16 protein-coding genes and 1 pseudogene are annotated in these 18,300 nt (G+C 71.7%); 9 read left to right on the top strand and 8 right to left on the bottom strand.

The genetic code is table 11. The features are described 5' to 3' along the window. The first annotated feature begins 75 nt into the window (after positions 1 to 75). Positions 76 to 873 (top strand): SGNH/GDSL hydrolase family protein, encoded by a 798-nt coding sequence (locus tag ACFYYF_RS09745; RefSeq protein ID WP_388773221.1) that lies wholly within the window; start codon positions 76 to 78, stop codon positions 871 to 873. Positions 874 to 1,578: 705 nt separating this feature from the next. On the opposite strand, the gene ACFYYF_RS09740 is transcribed toward ACFYYF_RS09745, so the two are convergent. Both ACFYYF_RS09740 and ACFYYF_RS09735 read right to left on the bottom strand, forming a co-directional pair. Continuing rightward, positions 1,579 to 3,216 carry a BN159_2729 family protein gene (locus tag ACFYYF_RS09740; protein WP_388773219.1) on the bottom strand — a complete coding sequence of 546 codons (1,638 nt, stop codon included), beginning with the start codon at positions 3,214 to 3,216 and terminating at the stop codon, positions 1,579 to 1,581. After that, positions 3,213 to 3,794, bottom strand: coding sequence for a sigma-70 family RNA polymerase sigma factor (locus tag ACFYYF_RS09735; protein WP_326789111.1), 582 nt, complete (start codon positions 3,792 to 3,794; stop codon positions 3,213 to 3,215). Before ACFYYF_RS09735 ends, ACFYYF_RS09740 begins: the two co-directional genes overlap by 4 nt. A gap of 963 nt (positions 3,795 to 4,757) precedes the next feature. On the opposite strand from ACFYYF_RS09735, the gene ACFYYF_RS09730 reads away from it, so the two are divergent. From ACFYYF_RS09730 to ACFYYF_RS09720, 3 genes are all read left to right on the top strand, one after another. Further along, positions 4,758 to 5,270, top strand: coding sequence for a hypothetical protein (locus ACFYYF_RS09730; RefSeq protein ID WP_388773216.1), 513 nt, complete (start codon positions 4,758 to 4,760; stop codon positions 5,268 to 5,270). Positions 5,271 to 5,554: 284 nt separating this feature from the next. Further along, positions 5,555 to 6,997 carry an adenylosuccinate lyase gene (gene purB, locus ACFYYF_RS09725; RefSeq protein ID WP_361684224.1) on the top strand — a complete coding sequence of 481 codons (1,443 nt, stop codon included), beginning with the start codon at positions 5,555 to 5,557 and terminating at the stop codon, positions 6,995 to 6,997. 297 nt (positions 6,998 to 7,294) lie between these two features. Next, a complete protein-coding gene (locus tag ACFYYF_RS09720) occupies positions 7,295 to 8,110 on the top strand; it encodes a nucleotidyltransferase domain-containing protein (protein ID WP_388773212.1) in 816 nt (271 codons plus the stop codon). 26 nt (positions 8,111 to 8,136) lie between these two features. Here the strand turns inward: ACFYYF_RS09720 and ACFYYF_RS09715 are convergent, their stop codons facing one another. From ACFYYF_RS09715 to ACFYYF_RS09705, 3 genes are read right to left on the bottom strand one after another with little or no spacing between them, the layout of a single operon-like run. Continuing rightward, positions 8,137 to 8,592 carry a hypothetical protein gene (locus tag ACFYYF_RS09715; RefSeq protein ID WP_388773209.1) on the bottom strand — a complete coding sequence of 152 codons (456 nt, stop codon included), beginning with the start codon at positions 8,590 to 8,592 and terminating at the stop codon, positions 8,137 to 8,139. Positions 8,593 to 8,650: 58 nt separating this feature from the next. After that, a complete protein-coding gene (locus ACFYYF_RS09710; RefSeq protein WP_388773207.1) occupies positions 8,651 to 9,376 on the bottom strand; it encodes an ABC transporter permease in 726 nt (241 codons plus the stop codon). Between the two features lie 2 nt (positions 9,377 to 9,378). Further along, complete coding sequence (locus ACFYYF_RS09705) at positions 9,379 to 10,308, bottom strand: ATP-binding cassette domain-containing protein (RefSeq protein WP_388773204.1); 930 nt, start codon at positions 10,306 to 10,308, stop codon at positions 9,379 to 9,381. Between the two features lie 108 nt (positions 10,309 to 10,416). Here ACFYYF_RS09705 and ACFYYF_RS09700 point away from each other — a divergent pair, with 108 nt between their 5' ends. The 3 genes from ACFYYF_RS09700 (at position 10,417) to ACFYYF_RS09690 (ending at position 13,512) form a co-directional block, all read left to right on the top strand. Then, positions 10,417 to 11,580, top strand: a complete 1,164-nt coding sequence (locus ACFYYF_RS09700) for a sensor histidine kinase (RefSeq protein ID WP_388773202.1) — start codon at positions 10,417 to 10,419, stop codon at positions 11,578 to 11,580. A gap of 14 nt (positions 11,581 to 11,594) precedes the next feature. Then, positions 11,595 to 12,257, top strand: coding sequence for a response regulator (locus ACFYYF_RS09695; protein ID WP_388773200.1), 663 nt, complete (start codon positions 11,595 to 11,597; stop codon positions 12,255 to 12,257). Positions 12,258 to 12,354: 97 nt separating this feature from the next. Next, complete coding sequence (locus ACFYYF_RS09690; protein ID WP_388773197.1) at positions 12,355 to 13,512, top strand: ROK family transcriptional regulator; 1,158 nt, start codon at positions 12,355 to 12,357, stop codon at positions 13,510 to 13,512. A 37-nt stretch (positions 13,513 to 13,549) separates the two neighbouring features. On the opposite strand, the gene ACFYYF_RS09685 is transcribed toward ACFYYF_RS09690, so the two are convergent. Both ACFYYF_RS09685 and ACFYYF_RS09680 read right to left on the bottom strand, forming a co-directional pair. Continuing rightward, a complete protein-coding gene (locus ACFYYF_RS09685; protein ID WP_361684240.1) occupies positions 13,550 to 14,311 on the bottom strand; it encodes a GntR family transcriptional regulator in 762 nt (253 codons plus the stop codon). 267 nt (positions 14,312 to 14,578) lie between these two features. Beyond that, positions 14,579 to 15,463 (bottom strand): RNA polymerase sigma-70 factor, encoded by an 885-nt coding sequence (locus tag ACFYYF_RS09680; RefSeq protein WP_388773194.1) that lies wholly within the window; start codon positions 15,461 to 15,463, stop codon positions 14,579 to 14,581. A 124-nt stretch (positions 15,464 to 15,587) separates the two neighbouring features. Here ACFYYF_RS09680 and ACFYYF_RS09675 point away from each other — a divergent pair, with 124 nt between their 5' ends. Both ACFYYF_RS09675 and ACFYYF_RS09670 read left to right on the top strand, forming a co-directional pair. Next, positions 15,588 to 16,241, top strand: coding sequence for an NADPH-dependent F420 reductase (locus ACFYYF_RS09675; protein ID WP_388773191.1), 654 nt, complete (start codon positions 15,588 to 15,590; stop codon positions 16,239 to 16,241). Between the two features lie 289 nt (positions 16,242 to 16,530). Beyond that, a complete protein-coding gene (locus ACFYYF_RS09670) occupies positions 16,531 to 17,361 on the top strand; it encodes an alpha/beta fold hydrolase (RefSeq protein ID WP_388773188.1) in 831 nt (276 codons plus the stop codon). 144 nt (positions 17,362 to 17,505) lie between these two features. Here ACFYYF_RS09670 and ACFYYF_RS09665 read toward each other — a convergent pair. Continuing rightward, positions 17,506 to 18,294, bottom strand: a pseudogene (locus tag ACFYYF_RS09665) (DMT family transporter); the annotation flags it as partial. Positions 18,295 to 18,300: the final 6 nt, after the last annotated feature.

Raw genomic sequence — 18,300 nt, 5'->3', positions numbered from 1 at the left:
CCGGTACGGCGCCGACCCCGGTAGGACGGTCCGACCGACCGATGGGTATGTGTTCGGGTTACCATCTTTGACGCCATGCAGATGAATGCCTCATACACCAGCCTCGTCGCGGTCGGCGACTCCTTCACCGAGGGCATGTCGGACCTGTTGCCCGACGGCTCCTACCGAGGATGGGCCGACCTCCTCGCGGGCCGCATGGCGGCCCGGACCCCCGGTTTCCGCTACGCGAACCTCGCGGTGCGCGGCAAGCTGATCGGGCAGATCGTCGACGAGCAGGTGGACGTGGCCGCCGCCATGCGGCCCGATGTGATCACGTTGGTCGGCGGCCTCAACGACACCCTGCGCCCCAAGGTCGACATGGGGCGGGTCCGCGGTCTCCTGGAGGAGGCCGTTGAGCGGCTGGCCCCGGCCTGCGAGCGACTCGTCCTGATGCGCAGCCCCGGCCGCAACGGTCCGGTCCTCGAACGCTTCCGGCCCCGCATGGAGGAGCTGTTCGTCGTCGTCGACGAGCTCGCCGAGCGGCACGGCGCACTGGTGGTCGACCTCTACGGGGCACCCGCGCTCGCCGACCCCCGCTCATGGGACGTCGACCGGCTGCACCTGACCGGCGAGGGACACCGCCGGGTCGCGGAAGCGGTGTGGCAGACCCTCGGATACGAGGCCGAGGACCCGGACTGGCACGTCCCGTCGGCGCCCACCCCGCCACCGGGCTGGGTCTCCCGCCGCACCGCCGACGCCCGGTTCGCCCGGCAGCACCTGCTGCCGTGGATCGGGCGACGGCTGACGGGCCGCTCGTCCGGCGACGGCCGGCCGGCCAAGCGTCCCGAGCTGCTGCCCTACGAAGGTCCCGTCACGGGCGGACGCCGGGACTGAGCGCGCACGGCGTCCGAGCGGACGGGGCGGTGAAGCCGGCCCGAAGGGGCGGCCTCCGCCGTGTCAGCTCTCTCGAGTGACACGGCGGCCCATGCTCCGCATAGGTGAGGACGCTACCGGATCACCCCTCGGCCGCCACAGGGCGCACGGGGGGCGCTCGACAGCGCGGGTATGCAGTTGATGCGCCCGCCCACACGCCCGTGAGTACGGCCGGGCCCGGCGCGTACGCCGGGCCCCGCCGACGGCCCCTCCAGCTTTGCGGAGCATGGAGAGGAGCCGTCTCGCCATCCCTGTGAGGGATGGCAAGTAACAGGCCAGCCGGGAGTTCCCGCTGGAATCAACATCAAAGCACTCGAGCGTTGGCCTGAGAAGTACACCCCTGAGCACCGCCCAGGGAACTTGCCGGCACCTGTCCGCGGGCGTGGCCGGGGCAAAGGCGTGGGAGCACCTTTTGGCACTGACACGCCAACGGTGGACCGATCAGGGCCGATGTGCCCCATCGGCACCGTTGCGGTGGGTTGCGGGCAGGGTGAGAAACCAGCCATCCCGGGCAACGGTGCCTACTGCCTGCCAGGATCGCTCTGCGCCAGGTGCAGTACACGGATAGTGAGCGTTCGTGGACGCGTCGCCCCGATTCGCCTCGTACAGAGGCGCTGGGCACCACGAGTGAGAAACAGTCAGCCGAAGCGGCGCCCCCTCCGGGGATCACGCACTGTCGCCGGTGATTCCGCCGGAGGGCAGGGGGGTGGCCGTCAGCGGGCCGTGCGCCATGACGATCGAGGCGAGCGGGTACGGGGGCCCGTCCGTGCCGCGCAGGACCAGCAGCGGCATCCCGCGCTCGTCCTGGCGCCGGCCGAGGGACAGCCAGATCCGGTCGGTGCGGTCGACCTGCCCCATCCCGAGGTCGTAGATCCGCCCCCAGAGGAAGAACGGATCGGCGGCCGTGTCGCTCGCTTCCTGGAGGAGTTCGGGGACACCGTGCGCGGTCAGGTGGACGGCGACGCCGTCGAGGGTTCCGGCGGCCACCTGGGCGTGCCCGGCCGTCCTGGTCCGGACGTTGCGGGGAGCGCCGATCGCGTCGAGCCAGTACTCCCAGTCGTCCAGGCAGGTGGCCTTGATGGCCACCGTGACCCGCTCGCCGTCCGCCATGATCTGCATGGCCTCCAGGCGGGCGAGGTGGTCGGACTGCAGGCTCGCGGCCACGGAGACCGCGCGGGCGGAGGCACTGCCCCATCCGACCGTGCGCGACCGCGCGGCAGCCGGCCGCACCCGCGGGACCTGGCCGTCGACGCGCTGCGGTACGGGTGCGGCCCCGTGGTCCGCCGTGCCCCGTCCGGCGCCGCGGGCGGCGAGATGCAGCACGATCGCACCGCGCGCGGGCGGCACGAGCGGCGAGGCCAGGGCGGTGCGGTCGTGCCGGGGCTCCGTGTCCTCGCCGCCGGGAACCGGTCCCGCGTGGTCCGGTACGGACGCGGGAGCGCGATCGTGCCGGGGCTCGGACTCCTCCCCGCCGGCCGCGGTCTCCTCACCGTCCGGCCCGGGCGCGGGGACACGGTCGTGCCGCGGCTCGAAACCGCCGGCAGGGCCCTGCTCCGCACTATCGGGCGCGGGTGCGGACGCGTGGTCGTGCCGCGGTTCGAGGTCGCCGCCGGAGATCCACCCTCTGACGTCGGGCACCGACGCGGGCCCGGCGTCACGCCGGAACTCGACATCGCCACCGGAGATCAGGTCCCTGACATCGGGCAGGGAAGCACGCACAGCCTCGCGCCGGGGCTCGACGTCGCCGCCGAGGACCAGGCCCTTGCCGTCCGGCACGGCCGAGGACGTGCGGTCGTGCCGTGGTTCCACATCGCCGCCGGAGATCCGGCCCCTGGCGTCCGGCACGGAAGCGGGCACGGCGTCGTGCCGTGGCTCGACATCGCCACCGGGGGTCCGCCCCCTGACGACCGGCAGGGAAGCGCGCTTGACGTCATCGCCCGGCTCGACGTCGGCGGCAGGGGGCCCGGCCTCGTCGTCCGGCGCGGTCGAGGGCGCCCGGCCGTGTCGTGGCTCGACATCGTCGCCGGGGATCAGCCCCTTGCGGTTCAGCGCGGTGGCGATCCGCATCGCGACCTCGCTCGGGTAGCCGCAGTCCTCGACGATCGTGTCCACGGCCGCGTGGTAGGCCTCCGGACAGTGCACGGCCTCGACCTGTGTCCGCAGCCGTTCGAGGACACCGGCTCCGCCGGCCTCCACCAGACGCCCCTGCGCCTCCAGGTCTGCGACGAACTCCCGGGCGAACGCGCTGAGTTGCTCGGCAAGATTGGCTTCGACGACCGAACGGATCCCGGGCACGGTGGTCATGCCGCCACCCCCAGGTACTCACTGCGGAGCTTGGCCAGGGCCCTGAACTGCAGGGTCTTCACGGCGCCTTCGGACCGTGACATCTGCCGTGCCGTCTCCAGCACCGAGAACTCCATCAGGAAGCGGCGCGTGAGGACTTCGCGCTGTGGTGGCCGCAGCTGCTCCAGGGCCCGGCGCAGCAACTCCTCGTCCAGACTGATCAGTACGGTGTCCTCGGTGCTGACCGTGAGGTCCTCGTCGAAGCCGAGCATGTCCTCGACCACGAACTCGCGTCGCTGGGCACTCTTGCAATGGTCGATGACCTTGTTCCGGGCGATGGTGATCAGCCACCCGACAAAGCCGATGCCGCGATAAGTGAAGGTCTCGCGTTTCATCCAGGCGTTGAGAAAGGTCTCGCCGGTGATGTCCTCGGCGACCTGCCGATTGCGTACACGGCGCTGTACGTAAGCCAGTACCGCGGGGTGATGCAGAGCGTAGAGCTCCCCGAAAGCGTCCCGGTCGCCCGCGAGCGCGCGGGCGATAAGGGCCGGTTCTCTGGTGTCGAACCGCGGTGTGGCGGCGTTAGCCTCGGCGATCAAGGCCTACTCCGTTCATGAGTGGATGAACTGTGGTGGGCAGGTGCTGCGACGGTCCGCTCCGGCCATGGCCGGGCTCGGGCGCCGGATGACCGGGTCGTCGTGTCCGAAGGTTTCGAGGCGTCCCCACGGTTGCCTCGCAGCTCCGGAGCCTGGTCGAGCTGATGCCGAGGCGGTGCAAATAGGGTCCCCTCAAAGGGACTTGCATACGTGCGACTAACTCACAGTCATGCAACATATGCAACTTGCGTACACGTACGCAAGTTGCTTCGCCGGTATGAAGACGAGACTTTTTGTGGGGAACTGGCGTACGAGCCGTCCCCCTTGGCCTGCCATGACTCTTAAATGCCGATTGACCTGCGAAGATGCACGCATGCAAGTCGCGTGCAAGTTGCATACACGCGCGCTACTCTCCGGAACATGCGGAGCATGGAAGAGTCCCCCCACGAGTCCCGCGGTGAGCGACAAGCTCTCGCAAGGAGGGTGGGCGAGTACCTCACAAATGCCGCGACAGCGGCCGGGTACGACGTACGCCCACGAGCCGGTGGCCGGGCTCAACTGGCCATCGCGATTGGAGTGAGCCTGACGACGATCAGCAGAACACTGGAAGGAAAAACCCTCCCCCTTCCCTCGCAACTGACCACATGGGCGTCAGTACTTGGCCTCGACCAGCGAGAGATGTTGGTGAACAGCGGCATGCTTCCGCCGGAACACGGGCCTCAGCCTGCGACACGGAGGGTAGCCTCGGTATCACTCACCCCGGAGGAGGCCATGGACGCATGGGGAATCACTGATCTCAGAATCCGCACAATGCTCAGCGGGAACATCGTCCAAGCGATCGAGCTCCAAAAGGATCTCGATGCCGACGACAGCCGGGGGGCCACTGCAAGGGGGTAACAAAACGTGGCGTACAGACTGGCAACCGCGTCCGCCGCCAGCTGCACAGCCGGCTGGACATTCGTGGGCGTGGGCGTCTGGCACCATGCATGGGAATCGGCGACAGTCGGGATCGGCCTGTTGACCATGGGCGTGGCCGGGGCACTAGCTGCCCTGCTCCGCCATACGGTGACTCAGGTCGACACCCGCACACGACATGATCTCAGCGTCCTGGCGGAACACCGACGACGTCTCGAGCTGGACCTGCAAAAACACGAGCTGGACCTGGCCCGGCGAGAGAAGGCCATGGCTCGCAGGGCCACCATCACAGCCATCCGACTCGGCAGTCATGCCAGAGCCCTCGACGAGGCGCGCAACGCGAACACGGCACTGCGCGCCAAGAACTCCCAGCTCATGCAGGAGATCGAGGAAGTCAACGACGAGCGCAACCAGCTGATCACGGCAGAGCTCACCTTTGCCCACGACCGGTTCACCTCACGGACGTACGGGGGTCTGCGCGCTGTCGTCGGCAGCGAGCAGTCCCACCCCGATCCGCACGCACAGGCGGGCTACGGAAGCCGCCCCCCGCGTTCCGGATCCTGAGCACCACCCTGCGAAAAGGTTCCACCGAGCCATCCACCCATCAATACGGTGAACAACTCCCCTCTGTTCAAAGGAGTTGAGCGTCAATCCGCCGCGATGACAGGCGGACGCAGGAGCGACGACGCGGTCTGCGGTGCGCGCCGAGTGCGACACCTCCGTCCCGTCCCCGCACCTCTCACGCACGCCCCGGTCCGCCGGGGGGTGCCGCTCCGCGACGACCTGGGCATCCGGGACGCCGCGGACATAACAGGAGTGGCGCCGGACAGCCGGTATGCTCCATACACGTGACTGCCGCGCCTGCTAAGCCCCGTATCCCCAACGTTCTCGCCGGACGCTACGCCTCCGCCGAGCTCGCCACGCTCTGGTCCCCCGAGCAGAAGGTGAAGCTGGAGCGTCAGCTCTGGCTCGCCGTGCTGCGGGCGCAGAAGGACCTCGGGATCGAGGTGCCGGACGCCGCCATCGCCGACTACGAGCGCGTCCTCGACCAGGTCGACCTCGCGTCCATCGCCGAGCGCGAGAAGGTCACCCGGCACGACGTGAAGGCCCGGATCGAGGAGTTCAACGACCTCGCCGGCCACGAGCACGTGCACAAGGGCATGACGTCCCGCGACCTCACCGAGAACGTCGAGCAGCTTCAGATCCGGCTCTCCCTCGAGCTGATGCGCGACCGCACCGTGGCGGTCCTCGCCCGGCTGGCCAGGCTCGCCGGCGAGTACGCCGAGCTGGTCATGGCCGGCCGCTCGCACAACGTGGCCGCGCAGGCCACCACCCTCGGCAAGCGCTTCGCGACCGCAGCCGACGAGATGCTCGTCGCGTACGGCCGTCTCGAGGAACTCCTCGGCCGCTACCCGCTGCGCGGCATCAAGGGCCCGGTCGGCACGGCCCAGGACATGCTCGACCTGCTGGGCGGTGACGCAGCGAAGCTCGCGGACCTGGAGCGCCGGATCGCCGGGCACCTCGGCTTCTCCGAGGCCTTCACCTCCGTCGGCCAGGTCTACCCGCGCTCGCTGGACTACGACGTCGTGACCGCGCTGGTGCAGCTCGCGGCCGCCCCGTCCTCCACCGCGAAGACCATCCGTCTGATGGCCGGGCACGAGCTGGTCACCGAGGGCTTCAAGCCCGGTCAGGTCGGCTCGTCCGCGATGCCGCACAAGATGAACACCCGCTCCTGCGAGCGCGTCAACGGTCTGATGGTCATCCTGCGCGGCTACGCGTCGATGACCGGCGAGCTGGCCGGCGACCAGTGGAACGAGGGCGACGTGTCGTGCTCGGTGGTGCGCCGGGTCGCGCTGCCTGACGCGTTCTTCGCGCTGGACGGTCTGCTGGAGACTTTCCTGACCGTCCTCGACGAGTTCGGCGCGTTCCCGGCCGTTGTCGCCCGCGAGCTCGACCGCTACCTGCCGTTCCTGGCGACGACCAAGGTCCTGATGGGCGCGGTGCGCGCCGGTGTCGGCCGTGAGGTCGCCCACGAGGCGATCAAGGAGAACGCCGTCGCCTCCGCCCTGGCCATGCGCGAGCAGGGCGCCGAGCGCAACGAACTGCTCGACAAGCTCGCCGCGGACGAGCGGATCCCGCTGGACCGCGCGCAGCTCGACGAGCTGATGGCCGACAAGCTGTCGTTCACGGGAGCCGCGGCCGACCAGGTGGCCGTCGTCGTCGGCCGTGTCGAGGAGATCGTGAAGCAGCACCCCGAGGCCGCGGGCTACACGCCCGGCGCGATCCTCTGACCCACCTCGCACACGCGGACCGGGAGGCCGCTCGCGACCGGCTCGTACCGTCGTCGCGGGCGGCCTCCCGGCGTTCACCGTCGGTGTGGAGCGCTGACGCAAGCCGTGTTCGGCCGCGCCGAAGACGCTGGTCAGCCTGGGCAAAAGCGGAGTTCAGCCGCCGCGGGAGCGGTGTACAGCCCTGGCGGGAGCGGGATGCAGCCGTCGCGAGAGCGGCGTGGAGCCGTGCCGGAAAGGGCGTAGAGCCGTGCCGAAATCGGGTCGCGGACCGGGCTCCGTCTGGGCAGAATCCGGCACATGGAGCGCCTGTCGGAGATCGCGAGCGACCTGACCGAGGTCAACGGCATCGTCGGCGTGTGCCTGGGCGGCAGCCGGGCCAGTGGTACGCACGGTCCCGACTCCGACTTCGACCTGGGCCTGTACTACCGGCCACCGCTGGACACCGCGGCCCTGCGCCGGCTCGCGGCCCGGCTGACCGGTGGCCCGGTGGAGGTGACCGAGCCCGGCGGCTGGGGGCCGTGGGTGGACGGTGGCGGCTGGCTGACCGTCGACGGCCATCGCGTCGACTGGATCTACCGCGACCTGGACCGGGTGCACCGCGTCTGGCGGGACTGCCGGGCCGGGCGCTTCGAGATCGGTGTCCAGCCGGGCCACCCGCTGGGCGTGTACTCGCACTCCTACGTCGGTGAGGTGGCCGTCGGGCAGGTCCTCGCCGATCCCGGTGGCGAGCTCAGGAACCTGCGGGAGCTGACGCGCCACTACCCCGGACCGCTGCGCGAAGCGCTCATGGACAACGCGCGGTGGGAGGCGCCGTTCATCCTCGCGGCCGCCCGCAAGGGAGCTGCGCGCGGAGATGTCTTCTACGTCTCCGGCTGCCTCTTCCGCGCGGTCGGGCTTCTCACGCACGCCCTCCATGCCCGGGCCCGGCGCTGGGTGCTGAACGAGAAGGGGGCGGTTCGGGCCGCGGGGGAACTCGCCGTCGCCCCGGCGGACTTCACCGCGCGGGCTCACGGGCTGTTCTCCGCGCTCGGCACCACTCCGGAGACACTGACCGCCACGCTCGACGACGCCGCCGGACTGGTCGCCGACGTGTGCGACCGCCTCGACCGCTGATCAGCTCCCCGCAGGGGCTCGACGCGTCACGGCGGGTCCGTCTCCGTGATCACCGCCAGCAGCCTGAACTCCTGGCCCTCGCCCAGCCGGGAGACGCCGAGAGCGAGCCAGCGGCCGGTCTCCTGCACCCGCCACACCTGGGCGTTCCTCATGTGCGAACCGAGGGAGGCCCAGGGCTCCGGTATTCGCTCGTCGCCCTGCTCGGCACGCAGGAACACTCCGTCCAGGCTGATCCACTCCGGATCCCCCCACCGGTCGGCGAGCCGCTGAGCGAGCGCTTCACGCAGGGCTTCGTACTGCTCGGCCTCCTCCCGCTCGCCGTGACCGTCCCCCGTTGGACCGGCGCCGCGCTCCAACTCGACGACATGGAAACCGGGTCCCCCGGGAGGGCCGTACGACCCGGCGACCGACCCGCCGCGCCCCGTGGGAAAGTCCTCGGCGCACAGCCGGTCGATCGTGGCGAGATGCCGCGCGATGGTCATGACGTCCAGTAAAGCCGCCGCCACTGACAATTGGTGAGGCGTCAGGAAGCCAGTGCGCTCAGGCGTCCCGGCGCCGGACGCACCACGCGCCCGCTCCCAGAGCCGCCGCCGCCCACAGCGCCGTCACCGCGAGCCCGCTCCAGGGTCCGAGAGCGCCGTCCCACGAAGCGTGCAGGACCGTCTGACCGGCCTTGTCCGGCAGGAAGTCCGCCACGCTCCCCGACGCCGACCCGACGACGAAGGACACGATCAACAGGAACGGGATCAGGATGCTCAGTGTGGCGACGCCGCTGCGCAGGACGGCCGTCAGGCCCGCCGCGAACAGGGCCATCAGGGACAGGTAGACCGCGCAGCCCACCACGCCCCGCAGTTCCGCCGTCCAGGTCAGGGCGTCCGCCCGGGACCCGAGCACCGACGTACCGACCACCAGACTGGACACGCCGGTCACCAGGCCGATCCCGAGGGCCGGCACGCCGATCGCCACCGTCTTCGCCAGGAACCAGCGCCCCCGGTGCGGAACCGCCGCGAGCGACACCCGAAGCGCGCCGCCCCGGTACTCGGCCGCGACCGCCTGGGCTCCGAAGGTGATGGCCGCGATCTGGCCGAAACTGACACCGAAGAACGTCGAGAACAGCGGGTCGAACTCCGGGCCGTCGGAGTCGTCGAGGCCCGCGAGCGCGGAGAACGCGACCGTGGAGAGCAGGACGGCCAGCAGGCCCCAGAGGAGCGGGCGCAGGGTACGGATCTTGATCCATTCCGCGCGGAGTGCGGGTGCGAAGGACATGGTCACGCCTCCTGGGGCTGTGTCGGGGCGGCGGCGAACTCGGTCTCGGTGGCGGTCAGGTCCAGATAGGCCTGCTCCAACGTGCCCTCTTCCGCGGCGAGTTCGAGGATGGAGAGTCCGGCGGCCGAGGTGAGGCGCCCGATGTCCTCCAGCCGCGCGTCGTACGCGGTCCAGCGGCCCTCCTCGCCCTCGGCGGCCTCGACGCCGTGTTCCGCGAGCAGGGCGCCCAGCGCGCGGCTGTCCGTGCTGCGCACCCGGACGCGGGGCTGCACGCGCGCGTCGATGAACTCACGCCTCGGCATGTCGGCCAGCAGCCTGCCGCGGCCGAGGACGACGAGCTGGTCGGCGAAGGAGGCGGTCTCGTTCATGAGGTGGCTGGAGACGAGGACGGTGCGCCCCTCCCGGGCCAGCCGGCGCAGCAGCTCCCGGATCCAGATGATTCCTTCTGGATCCAGCCCGTTCGACGGTTCGTCCAGGAGCACCACGGGCGGGTCGCCGAGGAGGGCGGCCGCGATGCCCAGGCGCTGACGCATGCCCAGGGAGTACGTCTTCACCCGGTGGCGGGCTACCGCGGCGAGCCCGGTCTCCTCCAGCACTTCGTCGACCCGGCGTTCGGGGATCCGGTTGGTGGCGGCGAGTGCCCGCAGGTGGTTCCGGGCGGTCCGTGACCCGTGGGCGGCTCCCGCGTCGAGCAGGGCGCCCACCTTCCGGAGCGGTTCGTCGAGGGTGGCGTACGCGCGGCCGCCGATGACGGCGGTGCCGGAGGTGGGCCGGTCCAGGCCCAGCACGAGCCGCATGGTGGTGGACTTCCCGGCGCCGTTGGGGCCGAGGAATCCGGTGACACGGCCCGGGAGGACGCTGAAGGTCAGGTGGTCCACGGCGCGCCTGCTGCCGTACTCCTTGGTCAGGTCTTGGACGTCGATGCTGGTCATGGGCACAGCCTGGCCGCCGCCCGCCCCCGCTCGCCTCCCCCGCGGGTGGAGATCGTCTCCCCCGCCCGGGGGAGGTCTGTTGTCGGTGCCCGCTGGCAGGATGGCGCGATGGCCCGATTTCTGCGCCCGCTGCTGTGGGGGACGACGTACACGCGACTGCTGCACCTGTGGGTGCCGATGCTGTTCGTCAGCGTGTGGCTGTTCATCGACATGTCGAAGCCGTGGGTGCCGGCGGTGCTGCTGATACCGCTCGGACTGATCCCGGCCGTGCGGCGGGGCGAGGGTGTGCAGGCGCGGTTCATGCTGGCGCCGGGCGAGCGGGGCGGCGAGGACACGGTGTTCTCGGTCGCTCCCTCCTCCTGCTGGCGGGACCGGTGGCGGACGGTGCTCTGGCTGGAGGCGCGCCTGCTGCTGGGGGCGGCGGCGTCCGTGGTCACCGTGTGGCTGCCCGTGTTCGCCGTCGACCTCACCCGAGCGGCCCTCGGCCACTGGCCGTCCGGCGACCCCGTGGTGCGGCTCCTGGACCCGCACTGGAGCTGCGCGCTGCTGATTCCTGTGCCCCTGCTCGCCCTGTACGGCGCGGTGGTCGGGCTCGGTGAGCTGGTCACGGCGCTCGCGCGACGGCTCCTCGGCCCCTCCCCCGGCGAGCGGCTGGCCGCGCTGGAGGAGCGCACGGAGCAACTCCTGGAGCGCAACCGCATCGCCCGTGAGCTCCACGACTCCATCGGCCACGCGCTCACCGTCGCGGTGGTGCAGGCCGGTGCCGCGCGCGCGGCCGGCGACCCGGAGTTCACCTCCCGCGCCCTGACCGCCATCGAGGAGACCGGAAGGGCCGCTCTGGAGGACCTGGAGCGGGTGCTCGGGGTGCTGCGCGAGGCGGAGCGCCCGGCGAGCGGCCGCCCCACGCTGACCGACGCGGACCGGCTGCTCGAATCGGCACGCACCTCGGGGGCCAAGGTGGACGCCGAGGTCTCGGGCCCGTTGGACACGGTGGCCGGTCCGGTCTCCCGGGAGGGCTACCGCATCCTCCAGGAGTCGCTCACCAACGTGCTCCGGCATGCCGGGAGTGTTCCGGTGCGGGTGCGTATCGAGGTCAGGGACGGCACGCTCTCCCTGGAGGTCCGCAATCCGCTGCCGGACGGCAGATCCGGCGCCGGGCGGGGCAGCGGTCTGCGCGGCATACGGGAGCGGGCCGCGCTGCTCGGCGGCAGCGCCCGTACGGGCCCGCACGAGGGCGACTGGCAGGTCCATGCCGAGCTGCCGTTGCACTGATCTACGCTGGCCGGATGCCGGTCACCGTTCTGCTCGTCGACGACGAACCCCTCGTACGCGCGGGTCTGCGCGCCGTTCTCGAGGCGCAGCCCGACATCGAGGTCGTCGGTGAGGCCGCCGACGGCGCCGCCGTGATCCCGCTGGTCCGCCGGCTGCGACCGGACGTGGTCGCCATGGATGTCCGGATGCCCCTGATGGACGGCATCGAGGCCACCCGCGCGCTGCTGCGGACGGTCGCGGACCCGCCGAAGATCCTCGTGGTGACGACGTTCGAGAACGACGAGTACGTCTACGAGGCGCTGCGCGCGGGTGCCGACGGCTTCCTGCTGAAGCGGGCGCGGCCGGCCGAGATCGTGCACGCGGTGCGGCTGGTGGCCGAGGGCGAGTCCCTGCTGTTCCCCGCCTCCGTGCGGCAGTTGGCGGCCGACTACGGTGAGGGCGGGGCCAGTCCGGCGGCGCGGGCGGCCATGGAGCGGGCCGCGCTGACCGAGCGCGAGGCGGACGTGCTGCGGCTGATGTCCCGGGGCATGTCCAACGCCGAGATCGCCGCGCGGCTGGTCGTCGGCACGGAGACGGTCAAGTCGCACGTCAGCTCCGTACTGGCGAAGCTGGGGGCCCGGGACCGTACTCAGGCGGTCATCGCGGCCTACGAATCGGGGTTCGTGGCGCCGGGCTGACGGCGGCCCGCGGACGGAAAGGGTCCCCGGCCCTCGCCGGGGTCCGCCGCGACGAGTACGATCCGGCCAACACGCGTACGAGCTGGGAGGACGGACGTTGGGGCAGTTGACCGGCGGGGATCCCTCTCTGCTGCGACGGATCAATTCCGCTGTGGTCCTGCACGCCTTGCGTGCCACGGACTGTGCGACGCTCACCGAGATCACCCGGGTGACCGGACTGTCACGGCCGACGGTCGAAGGGGTCGTCGAGGGACTGATCGAGAACGGGCTCGTCGTCGAGAAGGCGGCCGAGGAGGGCGCCACGCGGCGCCAGGGGCGTCCGGCGCGCCGATACCGGTTCCGGGCCGAGGCGGGGCACCTGCTGGGCCTGGAGATCGGCCCGCACCGCGTCGCGGCGCTGCTCGCGGACCTGGACGGGCGCGTGATGGGCGCGATGGCCAAGGACGTGGACGAGCGGGCGTCCGCCGACGAGCGGCTGGAGCGGCTGCGGGTGGCGGTCGCCGAGCTGCTGCGCCGGGCGGGCGTCGCCCGCAGTTCGCTGCGCGCGGTGGGTGTGGGAAGTCCCGGGATCGTGGAGGCGGACGGCACCGTACGCCTGGGCACCGCGCTGCCGGAGTGGACCGGGCTTCCGCTGGGCGAGCGGCTGAGCCGTTCCTTCAAGTGCCCGGTGCTCGTGGAGAACGACGCCAACGCGGCGGCGGTCGCGGAGCACTGGAAGGGCGCGGCGACCGAGTCCGACGACGTCGTGTTCGTCCTGGCGGGGCTGAGCCCGGGGGCCGGCGCCCTGATCGGCGGGCGGCTGCACCGCGGATTCGGCGGCGCGGCCGGTGAGATCGGCGCGCTGCATCTGCTGGGGCGTGACGTCACCCCCGAGACGCTGCTCTCGACGACGGACGAGCCGTTGCACCCGCTCGACGAGCAAGCCGTCGCCAAGGTGTTCGCGCTGGCCAAGGACGGCGACCAGCGGGCGCGCGCGGCGGTCGAGCGCTTCATCCAGCGGCTGGTGCACGACGTGGCGGCCCTGGTCCTGGCCCTCGACCCGGAACTCGTCGTCATCGGCGGCTGGGCCGCCGGCCTCGACGGCGTACTGGAGCCGCTGCGCAGGGAGTTGGCGCGCTACTGTCTGCGTCCGCCCAAGGTGGCGCTCTCGATGCTGGGGGAAGCCGCGGTGGCGACGGGTGCGCTGCGGCTGGCGCTCGACCACGTGGAGGAGCAGTTGTTCGCGGTGGAGGGATCCGTGACCGCGCGCCGCTGAGACGCGAGCGACGCGGCGGTCCGGGCCGGGCGACGGCTCAGGAGGCGCGGCGCTCCGGGTCGTGGTGGATCTCCACGCCGCCGGAATCGCCGAAGGTGAGCCGGCAGGTGTCCGCGCGGTACGTGGCCACGGACACCGCGACGGTACGCCCCTCGGTGAAGAAGCGGGTCGTGACGACGAGAACGGGCGCGCCGGGAAGCCGGTCGAGCTCCTTGGCGTCGTCCGCGCGGGCCGAGCCCAGCTCGACGGCACGGTCCTGGCCCTCGAGGTCCAGGCGCTGGAGCTCGCGCAGCACGGCACGCGCGCGTGCGGCGCCCGAGGGCGCGTCGATCGCCGACAGGTCCGGCACCGAGGACGCCGGGATGTAGAGGAGTTCGGCGGCGACGGGCTGGCCGTGCGTCACCAGGGAACGGCGCACGGTGTGCACCGGCTCGCCGTCGGCTGTCTCCAGGATGCCGGCCACCGCCGCGGGGGGCGCCGCCACCGTGCAGTCCGCGGCGTGCCAGGTGTCACCGGCCGCCCCGGGCCACACATGCTGTTCCGTTCCCACGGCCACGCCCATGCGCGGGGGCGCGACGGTGGTGCCCACACCGCGACGGCGCTGCAGCCGGCCTTCCAGTTCGAGCTGCTCGAGTGCCTGGCGCAAGGTCGCCCGGGCGACACCGAAGCGGGCCGCCAGATCACGTTCGTTGGGCAGGATCTCGCCCACGGTGAACTCGGAGTCCAGCGCTTCGCTGAGCACGGTCCTCAGGTGCCAGTACTTCGGTTCCGGCACCGATTCCAACTGCGTGGTCCCCACCCTGTCCTCCGCAATCGCCGTGGCCCGGCGGCGTTTTAACGCCCTTGTTTATTAAAGGTTCCTGCACTATCCGCGACGATAGGGCCGCCCCCACCCTTGGTCAAGACCAATCCTCGAACCCTTACCGATTGCACAGGCGCCCGGCCGCGGAGCGTTCACGGGGTGTTCTCACCGGGCGACGTCCGTGACACAACGCCGAAAGCCCCCGTACAAAGACGGGGGCTTCCGTTGTCCCGGGGCAGCTCGGTGGAAGGTGTCCGCCGCCGGCTAGCCGGCGGGGATCGACACCAGCTTCTCGGGGTTGCGCACGATGTAGACGCACTGGACACGGCCGTCCGCGACGTCGAGTTGGACGATGCTGTCGGGCTTGCCCCCGGACAGCACGAGCACCGCAAGACCGCCGTTGACCTCGAGGAAGCGCAACTCCAGTGCGGACACGCTCTTCTTGGTGACCCCGACGACGAACCGGCCCACCTTCTCGGCCCCGTCGAGGACGCGCTGCGGCGCCCGGGTGAGGCCGCCGCTGTCGCCGATGAGCCGCGCCTCCGGAGCCAGCAGGGCCATCAGCCCCTCCAGATCCCCCTCGCCCGCCGCGGCGAGGAACCGCTCGGTGAGGTCACGGCGTTCGGCCGGGTCCACCTCGTAGCGCGGCCGCCGTTCCCCGACGTGCCTGCGCGCACGACCGGCGAGTTGACGCACCGCCGGTTCGGTCCGGTCGAGAATCGCCGCGATGTCGGCGTACGGGTAGCCGAACGCCTCCTTCAGGACGAACACCGCGCGCTCCAGGGGTGACAGGGACTCCAGGACGACGAGGACGGCGAGGGAGACGGAGTCCGCGAGCAGCGCCCGTTCGGCACTGTCGGGCACGGTGTCGCCGAAGTCGGTGACGTACGGTTCCGGGAGCCAGGGTCCGACGTAGGCCTCGCGGCGCGTCTGGACCTGGCGCAGCCGGTCGATGGCCAGCCGGGTCGTCACGCGGACCAGGTACCCGCGCGGTTCACGCACGTCCGACCGGTCCTCGGCGGACCAGCGCAGCCACGCTTCCTGGACGACGTCCTCCGCGTCCGCCACGCGTGCGAGCATGCGGTACGCCACACCCATCAGGACGGGGCGGTGTTCCTCGAAGACGTCGGTCGCCGTGTCGATTGCCACCGCACCATCCCACCCGACACATTCCCGGGTGTCCAGGCGAAACAGCCGGGCGAATCCGCCGCGCCGGAGCACAATGACCGCGGACCGCCGGTGGCCGACGGTCCGGACAACGGGAGGAACGACGATGCGATACGGGGTACTGGGCACGGGAGACGTGGGGCGCGCCCTGGCCGGCAAGCTGGTCGAGCTGGGCCACGAGGTCTGCCTGGGTTCGCGGACCAAGGACAACGCGGCGGCCGTCGAGTGGGCGGACGGCGCGGGTCCCACGGCCCAGCACGGCACCTTCGCGGACGCGGCGGCGTTCGGCGAGGTGGTCGTGAACGCGGTGGGCGGGCGGATCGCGCTCACCGTGCTGCGGTCGGCCGGGGAGGAACACCTCGACGGCAAGGTGCTGTTGGACGTCTCCAATCCCCTGGCGATCGAGGACGGCGAACTGCGGCTGTCCCCGGTGGAGTCGGACAGTGTGGGCGAGCAGATCCAGCGGGAGTTCCCGGGCACCCGCGTGGTGAAGAGCCTCAACACCGTCAACTGCCAGGTGATGGTGGAGCCTTCACGGGTGCCGGGCGAGCACCAGATCTTCGTCTCGGGTGACGACGAGAGCGCCAAGGAGCAAGTGACGGCGCTGCTTGGCGAGTTCGGCTGGCCCGCGCAGCGGGTGTTCGACCTCGGGGACATCCGGACCGCGCGGGCGGTGGAGATGTACCTGCCGCTGTGGGTCAAGCTCATGCAGAACATCGGGCACGCGGACTTCAACATCGAGGTGCGCGGGGCGCGTTAGCTCGGGCCGCTGGGCCGGAAGGGGCCCAGGTGCGGCATGCGGCGAGCGTGGGGGTACGGGCATCCGGCCGACGCCGGTTGCCCGGGCCCGGCCCGGCGCCACCGTCCCCGCGGTGCGGCGCCCGGCTTCAGGCACACGGCTCGGGGTTCGTGTCGGCGTGGGGTTCGCGACGGCGTGGGGTTCGTGACGGCTCGGGGTTCGTGACGGCTCGGGGCTACCCGTCGGTAGCAGTTGCTGACAAGCTGTCTACGAGATGGTTCGTCACGGCGCTCAGACGAGGAGCAGTCCCATGTCCGACACGGTCACCGTCAGCCTCCCCTCACCGCGCGGCCCGAAGGCGGTCACCGTGTCCTACGCGCGCGAGGGCACCGGCGAACCGCTGCTCCTGCTGCACGGCATCGGCCACCACCGCCAGGCCTGGGACCCGGTCATCCCCATCCTCGCCGCCGAACGCGACGTCGTCGCCGTCGACCTCCCCGGCTTCGGTGTGTCCCCGGCGCTGCCCGACGGGCTCACCCACGACCTGCCGACGGTGGTTCCCCTGCTCGGCGCGCTGTGCGAGGCGCTGGAGATCGGGCGGCCGCACGTGGCCGGCAACTCGCTCGGCGGTCTGCTGGCCCTGGAACTGGGCCGCGAGAAGCTCGTACGTTCCGTCACCGCTCTCTCGCCCGCCGGCTTCTGGTCGCCGGTGGAGCGGCGGTACGCCTTCGGCCTGCTGATCGCCATGCGCCAGACGGCCCGCCGCATGCCCCTCCCGGTGATCGAGCGGCTCTCCCGCTCCGCGGCCGGGCGGGCCGTGCTGACCAGCTCCATCTACGCCCGGCCCGGCCGCCGTTCACCCGAGGCGGTCGTCGCCGAGACCCTCGCGCTCGCGCACGCCGAGGGATTCGCCGAGACCCTCCGGGCGGGTACGAACGTCCAGTTCACGGACGACATCCCGACGCTCCCCGTCACGGTGGCCTGGGGAACCCGCGACCGGCTGCTGATCCGCCGCCAGGGCGTCCGGGCCAAGCAGATCATTCCGCGGGCCCGGCTGGTGCGGCTGCCCGGCTGCGGCCACGTCCCGATGAACGACGACCCGGCGCTCGTCGCCCGCGTCATCCTCGACGGAAGCCGCTGAGCCCTCCCGGGTCACGGTCGTCGGGCGGCTCCTCGTGGCAGCCCGGTGACCGCGCCGAAGGACGAGGCTCAACGCACCCGATCCGAGGGCGACTCCGGCACCCACGAGGGCGCTTCCCGCCGCCTGCGCGATCCCGTAGGCACCCGTGCCCACGAACGGCGCGGTGCCGGCGGCGGAGACCGGGATGAGGCCGGAGAAGAGCGTGGCGCGCTCCGCGCCGATGCGCTGCACGCCCATGTACCAGCAGACGAAGCCGACGACCGTGACGACCGCCGCCTGCCACAGCAGGGCGGTCGCCTCGGTCGCGTCCGGCACCCGCAGCCACGCTCCGCGGTCGGTGATCACCCCGACCAGCGCCGATTCGGCCGCGGCGACGGCGCACACGGTGGCCGACAGCAGCCGTGGCCCGAGCGGACGCAGAACCGGTACGGCGAGCACGGCGAAGCCGGCCTCCCCGGCCAGCGCGCCCACCGAGCAGAGGATCCCGGCCGCGTCCGTGCGGCCCCATCCCTGAACGGTGAAGGCGCCGAGGGCGACCAGCAACGCCCCGTACAGGACACGGCGTTGTGGACGGCGGCCCTCCTGAAGGGGCACGAGCACCGCGACGACGACGGGGGCGCAGCCCACGAAGACGCCGGGGACCGCCGGTTCGGCCGTGCGCTCGGCGGCGAGCACCGCCAGGTTGAAGCCGACCATGCCGACGGCCGCGACCAGCGCGAGCCGCCCCCACTGGCGGGCCGTGAGCCGGCGCAGCGGGGCGACACCGCCCCGGCCGACGAGGGGCAGCAGAAGGACGCAGGCGAGGCCGTAACGCAGGAACTGGCCGCCCGCGTACGGATAGTGGCCCAGGAGACTGTTGGCGGTGAAGGACCCTCCGACGAGGACACAGGCGAGGGCGGCGAGCAGCGCGCCCCGGGCGGTGGTGGCGTTCATGACCGT

Origin of the sequence: Streptomyces sp. NPDC001914, from assembly GCF_042891215.1 — a bacterium.
Lineage (GTDB): Bacteria > Actinomycetota > Actinomycetes > Streptomycetales > Streptomycetaceae > Streptomyces.
Note: the sequence above shows the minus strand (reverse complement) of the source record. Positions and strands in the feature narration are given on the sequence as shown.